Below are 13750 nucleotides of genomic sequence, written 5' to 3'. Positions count from 1 at the left end.
GTACCGCCCGCGGCGCCGGTTGTGGCGCACGCCACACACCAGCGCTGTCACAAGGATCGGGTCGTCGGCATCTTGTGTTCGTTCAGCGCAGCAACACGAACAACGCAAGGGACGCATCATGGAACCTCGCTTGAACCTCTTCAGCAGCCCGCTCGCGGCCAAGTCCATGAGGTACTTCGCCTCGGCGAGCAAGGTGATCACCGATGGCTCGACGCTGCCGGCCGCGACTCGGGACCTGGTGATGCTCCGTGCCAGCCAGATCAACGGCTGCGGCTTCTGCACCGACATGCACACCAAGGACCTCGCGCACGCCGGGGAGAGCTCGGTGCGCATCAACCTGGTCGCGGCCTGGCGGGAGACCACGGTGTTCACCGACGCCGAGCGCGCCGCCCTGGAGCTGACGGAGCAGGGCACCCGCATCGCTGATGCGGCCGGTGGCGTCCCCGACGAGGTCTGGGCGAACGCCGCCAAGCACTACGACGAGGAGCAGCTCGCCGCGCTGGTGTCGATCATCGCCCTCATCAACGCCGCCAACCGCCTGAACGTCATCGTCCAGCAGCCCGCCGGCGACTACCAGCCCGGCCAGTTCGGATGACGAGATTCTCCCGTGTGGAAGGAACATCATGAGCTCAGCGCTTGAAACCCTTCGCCGTCACTTCGGCGGCGACATCATCGAACCGGGCGGAGCGGAGTACGAATCGGCTCGTCGCTCGGTGCTGGCTTCGGGCAGTCCGGCCTATGTCCTGCGGCCCGAGAGCGTCGGTGACGTGCAAGCAGGTGTCAGATTCGCTGCCGGCGCGGGGCTGGTGCTCGCCGTGCGAGGCGGCGGCCATGGCTTTCCGGGCTTCGGCACCAACGACGGCGGCGTCGTGCTCGACCTCGGCGAGCTCGCGGACGTCGAGATCATCGACAAGGAGCGCCACCTCGTGCGGATCGGCGGCGGCGCCACCTGGGGGCAGGTCGCGGCCGTCCTGGCCCCGCACGGCCTGGCGATCTCCTCGGGCGACACCAAGAGCGTCGGTGTCGGTGGGCTGACGCTGACCGGTGGCATCGGCTGGAAGGTCAGGAAGTACGGCCTGGCCCTGGACAACGTGGTCGCCGCAGAGGTGGTCACGGCCGCCGGAGAGGTGGTGCGTGCGAGCGCCGAGGACAACCCGGAGCTGTTCTGGGCGATTCGCGGTGGCGGCGGCAACTTCGGGATCGTGACCGCCTTCGAGTTCGCGGCACACCCGACGACAGACGTCTTCTACGGCAGGATCGCCTTCCCGGCGGCGGAGGCGGCCGGCGTGCTCCAGGGGTGGGCGGACCACCTCCGCACCGCGCCCGAAGAGCTCACCTCCATCGTGGTCTTCGCCAATCCCTTCGCCGGCGGGCCGGAAGCGCCGGTCGAGATCCAGGTCGCCTTCGACGGCGATGACCCGCGGCTCGCGGCGCGGGCGATCGACCCGATCCGCCGGCTCGGCACGGTGATCGACGACGATGTCGCGCTGAGACCCTATGCGGACACGCTCGTGGATGGCGCGACCCCGCCGCCTGGCATCCAGCTGCTCACCCGAAGCGCGTTCGTCGACAGGGGATCGGTGCCCGAGGTCCTTCGGATCCTTGCTGAGGTGGGGGCGTCGGAGCGGTCGCCGTTGATCGCTGTTCGCAGCGTCGGCGGGGCGGTGTCCCGGGATTCCCGACGATGCCACCGCCTACGCGCATCGCCGAGCCGAGTTGATGTTCGTGACCACCACCGCGGGTCCGCGGCCGGTCGTCGAGGCCGCTCGTCCTGCTCTGGAAGCGATCTGGGAGAGACTCGCGCCTCACGTCAACGGCGCCTACGCGAACTTCCTCGCCTCCGCCACCGAGGAGGACGTCGCCGCGATCTATCCACCGCAGACCTATGAGCGGCTCGCGGCGGTCAAGCGTCAGTACGACCCCGGCAATCTGTTCGCCGGCAACCACAACGTCCGACCCCGGTAGGCCCGGCGGACGAGTTCGGACAGCAAGGAGGAGCCGGCACCCCTTCCTCGACGGGACGCACGGCATGCGGGAAGCGGTCGGGCGACCGCCGCCGATCGTCAAGACGCGTCGCAGACGGAACCCCCCGGCTGGAGCCGGGGGGTTCCGAAGCGCTCCATCGGGGTGCCGCGCCCGGCGTGCGAGCTGCGCGGTGATCGGCCGGTACGCCAGTGGCGGGAGGTCTCCCGGGATGTGTCATCTCGCTTGACAGGCCTCGTCGGGAATGATCCTATCAATCGCAAGTTAGGAAATATTCTTAACTATCACCCCCCGCTTAGGAGGATCCATGCGATCTCTCTCCCGGGCGCGCGCGTTGGCCGGCGCGCTCGTGGCCGCATTACTGGTGAGCGCGTTGCAGGCGGTGCCCGTCGAGGCCGCGCCCACCCGGTACGAGGCCGAGGACGCGACCGTCTCCCAGGGCGTGGTGGAGTCCAACCACGCGGGCTTCTCCGGCGCCGGCTTCGTCAACGGCGACAACGTGGCGGGCAGCCACGTCGAGTTCACCGTCAACGCCGCCACGGCCGGCCAGGCCACGATCGGCATCCGCTACGCCAACGGCACCACCGCCGACCGGCCCGCCGACATCGCGGTCAACGGCAGCGTGATCTCGGCCGGACACGTCTTCGCCGGCACCGGCGCGTGGACCACGTGGGCCACCGCCACGTTCACCGCACCCCTCACCGCCGGTACCAACAAGATCCGTGTCACCGCCACCACGGCCAACGGCAACCCGAACCTCGACTTCGCCGACGTCGAGGTGGCCGCGCCGAGCACCGAGCTGCAGGCGGAGAACGCGACCATCTCCCAGGGCGTGGTGGAGTCCAACCACGCCGGCTTCACCGGGACCGGCTTCGTCAACTACGACAACGTGGTCGGCTCCCACGTGGAGTTCACGATCAACGCCGCCACGGCCGGCAACTACGAGGTGAAGTTCCGCTTCGCCAACGGCACCACAGCCGACCGGCCGATGGGCGTCTCGGTCAACGGGGCGGCGGCCACCAACGTCAGCTTCCCCGGCACCGGCGCCTGGACGACGTGGGTGGAGAAGACCGTGACCGTCCCGCTGATCGCCGGCGCCAACAAGCTCCGCGCCGCCGCCACGACGGTGAACGGCGGACCCAACCTGGACCGCATCACCGCCACGGTGCCGCCTGACGGGCAGCCCCCCACCGCGCCGGGCAACCTCAGGGTCGTCGGCGACGTACGGCCGAACGCCGTGGACCTGGCGTGGGACGCCTCGACCGACAACGTGGGCGTCTCCAGCTATGTGATCTACAACGGCGGCAACGTGGTCAAGACCGTCGGCGGCAACCAGACGACCGCCACGGTCACCGGCCTGACGCCCAACACCACCTACGTGCTGAGCGTGCTGGCCTACGACGCCGCCGGCAACGGCTCGCCGGCCAGCGGCAACGTGTCGATCACGACGCCGCCGAGCGACGACCACGAGGCGCCCGGCGTGCCCGCGAACCTGCGCTCCACGAACGTCAGCGCCACCAGCGTCACCCTGGCGTGGGACGCATCGACCGACAACGTCGAGGTGACCGGCTACAACGTCTACCGTGGCGGCGTCAAGTTCGCCACCGTGCCCGACCTGACCGCCACCGCGGACGGGCTCACGCAGAACACCGAGTACTCCTTCGCCGTGGAGGCGTTCGACGCCAACGGCAACGTCTCGGCCAGGAGCCAGGCGCTGACGGTGCGGACCTCCACGCAGGCCACCGGCGGCGACCCGCTCTTCGACCGCGACGTCGCCAAGCTCGACCTGCCCTGGGGCGTCGCCTTCCTGCCCGACGGCAGCGCGCTGGTCGCCGAGCGCGACCGCTTCGAGGTCGTCAGGGTGACCGCCACCGGGCAGAAGACCACCGTCGGCAAGGTCACCGAAGCCGTGACCACCGTCGGCGAGGGCGGCCTGCTCGGCCTGGCGCTGTCGCCGACCTTCGCGACCGACCACTACGTCTACGCCTACCACACGGCCGCCAGTGACAACCGGGTCGTGCGCTTCAAGTACGAGAACGGCTCCATCGGCCCGCGCGAGCCGATCGTCACCGGCATCTCCAAGGCCAAGTTCCACAACGGCGGGCGGATCAAGTTCGGTCCGGACGGCATGCTGTACATCACCACCGGAGACGCGCAGACCAGCAGCCGGTCGCAGGACCTGAACTCGCTCAACGGCAAGATCCTGCGCGTGACGCCCACGGGCGCCGGCGCCCCCGGTAACCCGTTCCCGAACGCGCCGCGCGTCTACAGCCTCGGCCACCGCAACCCGCAGGGCATCGCCTGGGACTCGCAGGGCAGGCTGTGGGAGTCGGAGTTCGGCGACGGCACCTGGGACGAGCTCAACCTCATCCAGCCGGGCAAGAACTACGGCTGGCCGACCTGCGAGGGCACCTGCAGCGACACCCGCTACGTCAACCCGGTCAGGGTGTGGAGCGTCTCGTCGGCCTCGCCGAGCGGCCTGGAGATCGTCAACGACTGGATCTACATGGCGGCCGTCCGCGGCCAGCGGCTGTGGGTCATGAAGATCACCGGCAACACCACCGACACCCCGCGCGCCTTCTTCAACGGCCAGTGGGGCAGGCTGCGCACCGTCGTCAAGACTCCCGACGGCGGCCTGTGGCTGACCTCGACCAACAACGACAAGGACGGCGGCACACCCACCGTCATCGACAACGACATCGTCAGGCTGAAGTTCGCCGGCCCGCCGTTCACGCTGACCAGCACGGCCTTCGCGCACAACGGCACCATCCCGGCGAGGTACACCTGCGCGCAGGACGGGGTGTCAGGCAACGACATCTCGCCCGCTCTGGCCTGGGCGAACGGACCGGCCACGGCCAAGAGCTACGCGATCACCTTCATCGACACGGCCAACGGCGGCAAGCACTGGGCGATCTGGGACATCCCGGCGGCCAAGGCCTCGCTGCCGGAGGGACTCGGGCTCGGCTACGACGTGCCCGGCCAGGCTCCGGCCAGGCAGAAGGCGATGAGCAGCGGCAACAAGGCCCTGCAGTACTTCGGGCCGTGCCCGGGCGGCTCCACGCACAAGTACGAGTTCACCCTGTACGCGCTGGACACCGCGACCCTGCCGGGCGTGACGCAGAGCTCGTCGGTGGCCGCGGTCGAGACCGCGATCCTGGCGCACGACCTGGCCGCCACCAAGCTGGCGGGCAACTCCAACGCCGCCACCGGCTGACCTGTTTCCGGGGGCCTGGAGCGCCCAGGCCCCCGGAAACATCGGACGGGACGCGCGCGATCCCGGCGGGAGAGATCCCATCTCCACTCTAGGGGCGAGCTGGGGCCGGGCCGACGGCCTCGCCGGCCAAGGCGAAGCGGGCGACGACCTCGGTACAGGTGCCGTGCTCGCCCATCACGCACAGCGCGAGCGTGTCGAAGGCCGCCGTGAACGACCGCGCGGGTGGCAGCAGCGCCGGCGCGATTCCCTGACCAGGCTTCTGGAAACGGGTCAGGGTGATGTGCGGGCGGAACAGCGCGCCGACCTCGTCGTAGCCGTACCGCTCGAGATTGTCGCGGGCGGCCGCGGGAGCGGTGCGCCGGTAGTCCGCCAGGACGCGCCCGACCGGATCGCGCCGCCGCCATCCCGTGCGCAGCGGCGCCACCGTGGCCAGGATGTCCTCCTGCAGCGTGGTGACGGCCGCGGTCTTCTCGTAGAACAGCTCGAACATGCCGTGTTCGTTGCCCGCGAAGTGATCACCCCGCAAGGGGATCATCGTCGTCCGCGCGCTGATGTCACCCAGCAGCCGCACGGCGGCCGCGCACTGCTCGGGTGCGAAGGTGGCCATGAACAGCGACAGGTGCGGATACACCCGCTCCTCGGCCAGGACGAACTCGGCGGGAGCCGCCTCCGCGCACTGCTCGCTCAACCGGACGGCCGCCGCGGCGACGTCGGCCGGGGGCAGCAGCACGACATCGTAAACGGGAAGATCACCCATGCCGCGCAGTCTACGACCCGCCGCCTCTCCATGGCAGTGCGGAGCGCGCACCAACCAGGACGGCGGGCCGGATAGCGAGAACGACCACCGCGACGAGGACGCTTCACGCGCAGGGGAAGCTCGCGGCCGCCTCCATCGCGCCACGCCGGTACTCGGCGAAGCGGCGCCGTACCTCCTCGATCGCGGCGGAGAGGGGGAAGATCTCCCGAGTGACCAGCTGGTCGAGGTGGTCGGCGCCGACGGGATGCCAGTAGACGCCTTCGGCGGTCACCGTCACCTCGGGCACGAGGGTCTCCACGGTGAGGGCCACTCCCTCCTCGGCGGACCCGCGCCTGGCCACCGGGCGGACGACCCGATCCTGGACGGCGATGCCGAGCCCGTCGAGACAGGCGTGGAACGCTTCGGCGTCGGCGTCCTCCCCCGGCGCGATGGTGGCCGCCACGCGGACGCGGAACCCTTCGTCGAGCGCGGTCCTGATGCCCGCCATCGCGCGGTTCCAGCTCCCCTTGCCGCGGTGCCGGTCGTGCCGGTCGGGGGTGGGCGAGTCGAGGCTGATCTGCAGCGCCAGCCGGTCGCGCGGCATAGCACGCAGCATGTCGAGCCGGTGGCCGCGGAAGAGCATCCCGTTGGTCAGCAGCGTCGTGTGGAACCGGTCGGTGCAGGCGCGCACGATCTCGTCCAGGTCCGGCAGGAGGAACGGCTCCCCGCCGGTGAGGAAGACCTCGGTGACCCCCTCGGCTTCCGCCATGATCCGGCGCACCCGGTCCAGGCCGAGCGCGCGGCGCGCGGTCCGTGGCGAGGAGCGCGAGCAGCAGTAGTCGCAGGCGAGGTTGCAGTCGAAGTTCGTGTAGAGCCAGAGCCGGGCTCCCGGCCGCCGGTCGGCCGGGAGGTCGGCGACGGGGTCGGGCGGGCGGCCCCGCCGGACCACGGCCACGCCCCGGCCGATCTCGACGAGCTCGTTCCCGGTCCGGGCGCACCAGCGTTCGACGAGCTCGGCCTCCCCGGCGCCGAGCGGGACCTCGGCCGTCGCCCCGACGGGGAGCGCGCCCATCCGCTCGACCAGGTCGAGGATCACCATGTCGGCGAGAGTCCCTGCCGTCGCACCGCCTCGAACAGCGAGGCGTAGCCGTCCAGCTCGGGCCGCACCCACCGGCGCAGACCCTCCATCTCGAGGATGGGCCGGTGGGCGGGATCGTTCCAGTCCATCGCGAGAAGGTGCTCCACCCACGGCTCGGTGCGCTCGGGCGGCAGGAGGGTGGTGAAGTTGCAGTGGCAGTACGGCTCGGAGCGCCACACCTCCTCGAGCGCGTCGGGCATGAGCTCGTCCTTGCCGATGGCCCCCCAGGTGGTGATGCCGATCGCGGCGGCGTCGGCCTGGTCGTCGAGCACCGCGCGGATCGCGTCCAGTTCGCTGCGGCCGGTGTCACCGTGCTTGCCCAGATCGCCGTCGATGCGGAGGTACTCGACGTCGGTGACGCCGGCGCGGGTGAGGAAATGCACGGGCAGGATCGCCGCCTGGGCGGAGTCGCGGGATCCGAGCGCGATGCGGCGACGGTGCAGGGCGTCCAGACCGCTGAGGCCGCTGCCCGCTCGCGCCACCAGGACGCTGGCGAAGGTCAGGTCGGTGTCGCGCATGGCCAGGGCGCGGCAGCTCCCGCCGGTCTGGAGCACGGTTCGCACCCAGGCCAGGTTGGTGTTCCAGGCGATGTCGACGGTGCCGGCGAGGAGGGAGTCGACCTGCCTGCCGTAGTTGGAGAACAGCACGAAGTCCATCTCGGCGCCGCTGCCGTCGAAGTAGCCGCGGATGCCCTCCCAGATGGGCACGACGTTGGGTGTGTAGGCCACCGCGCCGATCGTCAGCATCAGAACAGCTCCCGTCCGGTGATCGCCTTGCCGTAGAAGTCGTAGAGGACGTCCGCGGTCGGGGCCATGACATGGCCGGCTCGGGCGTCCCGGAAGAACCGCTCGAGCTGAAGGTGCTCGGAGAAGGCGGCGCCGCCGCAGACCCGCATCGCCGTGTCGGTGACGCGCAGGGCCATGTCGTTGGCGGCCGCCTTGACGCCGAGCACGTGCAGCATGGTCGAGTCGTCGGGGGCGGCGAGGCTGCGGGCCGCCTTCTCCACGTAGGCGCGGGCCATCGCGAGGTCCAGCGCGATGCGGGACAGCTGCGCGCGGATGGTCGGCAGGTCGGCCAGGCCCTCGCCGGTGTGCTGGAACCTGACGCCGCTCGCGTGCGCCACGGCCGCGTCCACGGCGGCCTGCGCCAGTCCGAGCGAGACGGCGGCGTTGCCGAGGTTGAACCACGGCATCACCGACTGGAGCATCAGGGGGAAGCCGCCGCCCGGCTCGCCGATCCGCTCGTGGTCGCCGGCGAGCACCTCGAAGCGCATGGGAGAGGACGCGTTGCCGCGCAGGCCGAGCCCCCGCCACGAGCCCGCGACCTCGACCCCGGGATTCTCGGCGAAGACGGCGTAGAGGTCGACCGCCCCCTCCTCGCCATCCGGGGCGAGGGTGGACACCACGTACACCTGGGCATGACCCGCCGAGGTGACCCAGCTCTTGGCGGCCCGCACGGCGATCGTGTCCCCTTCACGGCGGGCCTGCGAGACCGGTGCCCAGAAGTGGGAGCGCGATCCTGCCTCGCTGAATGCCAGCGTCGCCAGGCAGTCCGAGGCGAGCCGCTCGAGCAGCGCGGGATGGCCGCTCGGCGGTGCCGCGGCGACCGCCATGGCCGCGCTCACATGCATCAGATAGACCATCGCCGTGGACCCGCAGACGGCCGCGAGGCTGCTCAGCACCTCCACGAGCGCCTCGGGACCGCCACCGAGACCGCCCCGCCGCGGCGGCAGGGTCAACCCCAGCAGGCCGGAACGGCGCACGGCGTCAACCGCCTGGACCGGGAAGCCGCCGTCGGCGTCCACCGTCCTGGCCGACTGCCGTGCGATGTCCAGGACAGGTTCGAGGCGGGCTGAAAGATCCATGTCACTCCTTCCCATGGTACGGCGGGGCGTGCGAGGAGCCCTCACGGCTCCCGGGGCGTACGGCCCGCCGACACCAGCCCGATGCCGAGCCCCAGCCAGAGGCTCGCCGTGGACGCGCTGCCCGCGGTCAGCGAGAACCCGAAGGCCAGCTCCGCGAGAACCAGCAGGGCGGACAGGACGAACAGCGCGCCGGCGGTCGTCTGCATCGGCGGACGCCGGAGCGCTCCGGCCAGGCAGGCCAGGACGCCGAGGACGATGGCGACCGGGACCGCCTGGCCGGTCATCTTGACCAGCTGCCACGGGTCGCCGTGCACGAAGACGAACACGGCGCTGAGCACCGAGGCGACGCCCAGGGCGAGCGCGAACCGGTCCGGGGCCCTCATGAGAACCTCACCAGCCACCGGGCCGCCAGGTTGGGCGATCTCTCCCAGGAGGGGCGCAGCAACCCGTCGGCACCGTAGAACCGGCCCGCGGCGGTGGCGAACAACGCCACGTGCGCCAGGATCATCAGGAAGTAGGACCAGTGCCACTCGTGCGGCGCGTAGAGCACAGAGAACGTGATCGCGAGCGACTGCCCGATCCCGATCAGGGCCCACAGCCGCGTCGCCAGCCCCGCGAGCAGGAACGCCCCGAGCGAGGTCTCGACGAGCAGCGTCAGCCAGCCGAAGATGACGAAGTTCGGCAGCACGACATGCTCGACAAGCCACGTGAACGGCGGGAACACCGGATGTTCGACCGCGTAGCCGGTGAACAGGTACAGCCCCCGTCGCCCCATCCGTCCGAAGTCGTCACCGGGTGTCTTCCAGCCCGAGTTCTGGATCCACAGGCAGGCGACGGCCACGCGGACGAAAGCCATCATGGCGGGGCCGCCCCGTGGCAGCGTCACGGCGTCGACCATCAGCGCCTCCCTGGTTACGGAATGTCATTCATCCAGTACCCAGACGATATCCCTGGCCAACTACCTCGATTCTTACCGAGTGCGAACGTCGCCGGCTCACCAGGGCGAGTCGACCAGGGCCTGCAACAGCAGCCCCGTGACCACCTGAGCCGCGAGCCACCGGCGGCCCGGCGACATCCCCGCCGCCAGGCCGATCCACACCGCGTAGGGCAGCCAGATGCGCTCGACCTCGCCACGGGTCACCCCGCTGAGGTCCAGTGCGAGCACCGCCACCCCCGCCGCGGCGACGACGGCCCGCACGCCGTACGGCGGGAGCCGTACCAGGCCCGCCGCCGTCGCAGGACCGGTGAGCATGGCCAGCACGGCCAGGTCGGCCACCAGGAAATACAGGTACGGCCGGGCGGCGGCGCCCGGGTCGGGGGCCCATTCGGCGTATGTCGCGAGCACCCCGGCCGGCCACAGGAAGCCCCCCGCGGCGAAGGCGGCCGTCACCGACGCCGCACCGGCCAGGGCCGCGAGCACGGTCGCGCGCGGCACCCTGGCCACCACACCGGCCACCACGGGGATGAGCAGGTACGGCACCAGCCCGTAGCTGAGGTACGGCAGCGCGCCGAGCAGCAGCCCCGCCGCGAAGGCGATCCAGGCCCGGCCGAGCACCAGCAGGGCGACTCCCCACGCGCCGACGCCGGCGAAGAAGGCGTCCATGCTGGTGGCGATCCAGACCGCGGCGGGGGTCAACGCCAGGTAGGGAAGGCTGCGGCGGGCCATCGTCTCCCCGGCCAGCCGTCGCACCGTCACGGCGATCGCCACGGTGGCCGAGCAGCCGACCGCGACGACCAGCAGCGCCGCCCAGGCCGGCCCGCGCAGCCCGGCCGCCGCCAGGGCCCACAGCATGAGCACGGCCAGCGGTGGATGCCCTCGCACGTGGGTCGGATAGTCAGGCAGGTGTCGGGTGAAGCCGGCCAGCCAGCCCATCGGATCGTTGCCCACGGCGGGCAGCACGGCGAGATAGTCGGTGGCATGGGTGAGCGGCGCCGCCAGCCCGTCGTCCGAGACCGCCAGCAGCACCGTCCAGGCCAGCGCGAAACCGTACGACACGAACAACGCCCAGCCGAAGCGCGCCCGCGCCACGAGGGGCGGCAACGTGAGGACGGCGATGGCCGCGAAGACGGCGGCGGGCAGCAGCGTGACCGTCAGCAGGCGGAGGTCGCCGTGCAGCGGCGCCAGGCGGTCGATGGGGAGCGCGCCCCGCGCGCGCAGGGCCGCGCCTTCGAAGAAGGACCACCCGATCAGCGCGGCCCAGACGGCCAGCGCGACCGGCACCCACCGGCCTTGGCGGGCCGGCGGCCGCCCGGCAGGGGCTTCGCCGGCCGTGCCAGGCCGATCCCCGGAACGCTCGACCACCTTTCCCACGGTAGGCCCACGGCCGGTCCGAGCTGGAAACTCTTTGAGCACACCGCACCGGCGCATAGGAGTTCGCCGCCCCGGTCGGCCCTACCGTGAAAGCTGTGACCGTCGACGTGGTGCTGCCGTGCCTGGACGAGGAGACGGCCCTGCCGTGGGTGCTCGGGCGGATGCCGGACGGCTACCGCCCGATCGTGGTCGACAACGGCTCGACCGACGGCTCCGCACGGGTCGCGGCCGAGCACGGCGTGCTGGTGGTGAACGAGCCGCGGCGCGGGTTCGGCGCGGCCTGCCATGCGGGGCTCCTGGCCGCCGACGGTGAGGTGGTGTGCTTCATGGACGCCGACGCCTCCATGGACCCGCGCCAGCTGCCCAGGACGGCCGGCCCCGTGCTGGCGGGCGGATGCGATCTGATGCTCGGCCGCCGCATGCCCCGCGCCGGCGCGCGCTGGCCCCTGCACGCCCGCCTCGGAAACCGCGTCCTGGCCGCGACGGTGCGGCGCCGTACCGGCGTCCAGCTGCACGATCTCGGCCCGATGCGGGCCTGCAGACGGGCCGAGCTGCTGGCACTGCGGCTGACCGACCGGCGGTCCGGCTATCCCCTGGAGATGGTGCTGCGCGCGGCGAGGGCCGGCTGGCGCATCGCCGAGACCGAGGTGGACTACCTTCCGCGCGCCGGCCGGTCCAAGGTCACCGGCACCGTGCGCGGCACGCTGAGGGCGCTCGGCGACATGCGGCGGGTGCTGGCCGAGCAGGACGGACAGGCATGATCCCGCTCCGGCACGCCGCCGCGCAGATCGTCGTCCTCGCGAAGGAACCCCTACCCGGCAAGGTCAAGACCCGGCTCACCCCGCCGTTCACCCCCCAGGAGGCCGCGCGCCTGGCGGCGGCCTCACTGGAGGACACCCTGGCCGCCGTGGCCGCGGTCCGGGTGCGCCGGCGGGTCCTCGCCTTCGACGGCCCGCCCGGCGCGTGGTCGCCCGACGGTTTCGTGGTCATCCCTCAGCGCGGCGGGCCGTTGGACGAACGCCTCGCCGCCGCGTTCGAGGACGCCTACCGGCGGTGCCCGCTGCCCGTCGTGGTGATCGGCATGGACACGCCCCAGGTGACCGCGGACCTGCTGGCCGAGGCGGTCGCCGCGCTGCGGACCGGGGACGCGGTGTACGGCCCCGCCGCGGACGGCGGGTTCTGGCTGCTCGGCCTGCGCCGGCCCGACCCGGCGCTGGTGCTGGGGGTGCCGATGTCCCGGCCCACGACGGGAGACACTCAGCTACGGCGCCTGCGGCAGGCCGGGCTGACGGTTGCCGTGATGCCGGAGCTGACCGACGTCGACTGCTTCCAGGACACGATCCGCGTGGCGGCCGAGGCGCCACGCTCCCGCTTCGCGGCCGCTCTCGCCGGGATGAACCTCGTTCCCGGACGGCGGGCGCGGCGCCGGTCGTAGTCTCACCAGCGTGAAGGTACTTCTCACCGGTTCGGCCGGGTTCATCGGCGGCCACGTCCGCGCGGCCCTGGCCGGGGCCGGCCACGAGGTGGTCGGACTCGACCTGCGGGACGGGGTCGACGTGCGGGACGGCGCGGCGCTGGACCGGCTGCTGCCCGGCGTGGACGCCGTCGCGCACCAGGCGGCGAAGGTGGGGCTGGGGGTCGACGTGGCCGACCTCCCCGACTACGCCTCGATCAACGTCCACGGCACCGCCGTCCTGCTCGCCGCGATGGCCAGGCACGGCGTCGGCAGGCTGGTGCTGGCCTCGTCGATGGTGATCTACGGCGAGGGCGCCTACGACTGCGCCGAGCACGGCCGGGTCCGCCCCGCGGCGCGCGCCGAGGAGGACCTGGCACGGGGGGTGTTCGAGCCGCGCTGCCCGCGATGCGGCGGCGGCCTGTGCCCCGCCCCGATCGGCGAGGACGCGCCGGCGGACCCGCGCAACGCCTACGCCACGACCAAGCTCGCCCAGGAACACCTGGCCGCCGGATGGGCGAGACAGACCGGCGGCACGGTGGTGGCGCTGCGCTACCACAACGTCTACGGCCCGCGCATGCCCAGGGACACGCCGTACTCGGGGGTGGCGGCGATCTTCCGCTCCGCCCTGGAGGCGGGCAGGGCGCCCCGGGTCTTCGAGGACGGCAGGCAGCGCCGCGACTTCGTGCACGTGCGCGACGTGGCGCGGGCGAACCTGGCCGCGCTCGGGGCGGGGCGGCCAGGCACGCTGGTCGCCTACAACGTCGCCAGCGGCGAACCGCGCACCATCGGGGAGATGGCCGCGGCGCTGGCCGCCGAGCGGGGTGGTCCCACGCCGGTCACGACGGGGGAGTACCGGCTCGGCGACGTGCGCCACATCGTGGCCTCGCCCTCCCTCGCGGGTGCGGAGCTGGGGTTCACGGCCGCGATCGGGTTCGCCGAGGGCATGCGCGAGTTCGCCTGGGCACCCCTGGCTTCACCGGGGTGACGCCGGCGCCACTCCCGCAGCGGTGCCCGCCGCCCGGCGTGCCGCGCTCACTTCCCACGCTCA

Annotated in this window: 14 protein-coding genes; 7 read left to right on the top strand and 7 right to left on the bottom strand. The window is 72.0% G+C overall.

The window, feature by feature from the left end; translation table 11 throughout:
• Positions 1-118: 118 nt before the first annotated feature.
• The 4 genes from ACWENQ_RS35800 (at position 119) to ACWENQ_RS35785 (ending at position 5197) form a co-directional block, all read left to right on the top strand.
• Positions 119-595: a carboxymuconolactone decarboxylase family protein gene (locus tag ACWENQ_RS35800; RefSeq protein ID WP_449930359.1), complete on the top strand. Its 477-nt coding sequence runs from the start codon at positions 119-121 to the stop codon at positions 593-595.
• A 28-nt stretch (positions 596-623) separates the two neighbouring features.
• Entirely contained in the window at positions 624-1889 is a 1266-nt protein-coding gene (locus ACWENQ_RS35795; RefSeq protein ID WP_452418170.1) for an FAD-binding oxidoreductase, read from the top strand.
• Positions 1867-1965, top strand: a complete 99-nt coding sequence (locus tag ACWENQ_RS35790) for a BBE domain-containing protein (protein WP_452418326.1) — start codon at positions 1867-1869, stop codon at positions 1963-1965. Before ACWENQ_RS35795 ends, ACWENQ_RS35790 begins: the two co-directional genes overlap by 23 nt.
• 325 nt (positions 1966-2290) lie before the next feature.
• Positions 2291-5197 (top strand): YbhB/YbcL family Raf kinase inhibitor-like protein, encoded by a 2907-nt coding sequence (locus ACWENQ_RS35785; protein WP_452418169.1) that lies wholly within the window; start codon positions 2291-2293, stop codon positions 5195-5197.
• An 88-nt stretch (positions 5198-5285) separates the two neighbouring features.
• Here ACWENQ_RS35785 and ACWENQ_RS35780 read toward each other — a convergent pair whose 3' ends face one another.
• The 7 genes from ACWENQ_RS35780 to ACWENQ_RS35750 all read right to left on the bottom strand — a co-directional run bounded on the left by ACWENQ_RS35780 (position 5286) and on the right by ACWENQ_RS35750 (position 11237).
• Positions 5286-5954, bottom strand: coding sequence for a hypothetical protein (locus ACWENQ_RS35780; protein ID WP_452418167.1), 669 nt, complete (start codon positions 5952-5954; stop codon positions 5286-5288).
• Between the two features lie 103 nt (positions 5955-6057).
• Positions 6058-7032 (bottom strand): Rv1681 family radical SAM protein, encoded by a 975-nt coding sequence (locus ACWENQ_RS35775; protein WP_452418165.1) that lies wholly within the window; start codon positions 7030-7032, stop codon positions 6058-6060.
• A complete protein-coding gene (locus ACWENQ_RS35770; RefSeq protein ID WP_452418163.1) occupies positions 7026-7817 on the bottom strand; it encodes an Rv1680 family SBP-like protein in 792 nt (263 codons plus the stop codon). Before ACWENQ_RS35770 ends, ACWENQ_RS35775 begins: the two co-directional genes overlap by 7 nt.
• Entirely contained in the window at positions 7817-8935 is a 1119-nt protein-coding gene (gene fadE16 / locus ACWENQ_RS35765; RefSeq protein ID WP_449930369.1) for an Rv1679 family acyl-CoA dehydrogenase, read from the bottom strand. Before fadE16 ends, ACWENQ_RS35770 begins: the two co-directional genes overlap by 1 nt.
• A 41-nt stretch (positions 8936-8976) precedes the next feature.
• Positions 8977-9318 carry an Rv1678 family membrane protein gene (locus ACWENQ_RS35760; RefSeq protein WP_354915270.1) on the bottom strand — a complete coding sequence of 114 codons (342 nt, stop codon included), beginning with the start codon at positions 9316-9318 and terminating at the stop codon, positions 8977-8979.
• A complete protein-coding gene (locus tag ACWENQ_RS35755; protein WP_452418162.1) occupies positions 9315-9833 on the bottom strand; it encodes a TQO small subunit DoxD in 519 nt (172 codons plus the stop codon). Before ACWENQ_RS35755 ends, ACWENQ_RS35760 begins: the two co-directional genes overlap by 4 nt.
• A 96-nt stretch (positions 9834-9929) precedes the next feature.
• Entirely contained in the window at positions 9930-11237 is a 1308-nt protein-coding gene (locus tag ACWENQ_RS35750) for a hypothetical protein (RefSeq protein WP_452418161.1), read from the bottom strand.
• Positions 11238-11341: 104 nt separating this feature from the next.
• Here ACWENQ_RS35750 and ACWENQ_RS35745 point away from each other — a divergent pair, with 104 nt between their 5' ends.
• From ACWENQ_RS35745 to ACWENQ_RS35735, 3 genes are read left to right on the top strand one after another with little or no spacing between them, the layout of a single operon-like run.
• On the top strand, positions 11342-12007 hold the full coding sequence (locus ACWENQ_RS35745) for a glycosyltransferase family 2 protein (protein ID WP_452418159.1): 666 nt from the start codon (positions 11342-11344) through the stop codon (positions 12005-12007).
• Positions 12004-12681 (top strand): TIGR04282 family arsenosugar biosynthesis glycosyltransferase, encoded by a 678-nt coding sequence (locus ACWENQ_RS35740; RefSeq protein ID WP_452418158.1) that lies wholly within the window; start codon positions 12004-12006, stop codon positions 12679-12681. Before ACWENQ_RS35745 ends, ACWENQ_RS35740 begins: the two co-directional genes overlap by 4 nt.
• Positions 12682-12691: 10 nt before the next feature.
• Positions 12692-13687, top strand: coding sequence for an NAD-dependent epimerase/dehydratase family protein (locus ACWENQ_RS35735; protein ID WP_452418157.1), 996 nt, complete (start codon positions 12692-12694; stop codon positions 13685-13687).
• The last annotated feature ends 63 nt before the right edge of the window (positions 13688-13750 follow it).

The organism is Nonomuraea sp. NPDC004354, assembly GCF_053602555.1.
The sequence above is the reverse complement of the archived record's forward strand: the minus strand, read 5'-3'. Positions and strand labels throughout refer to the sequence as shown.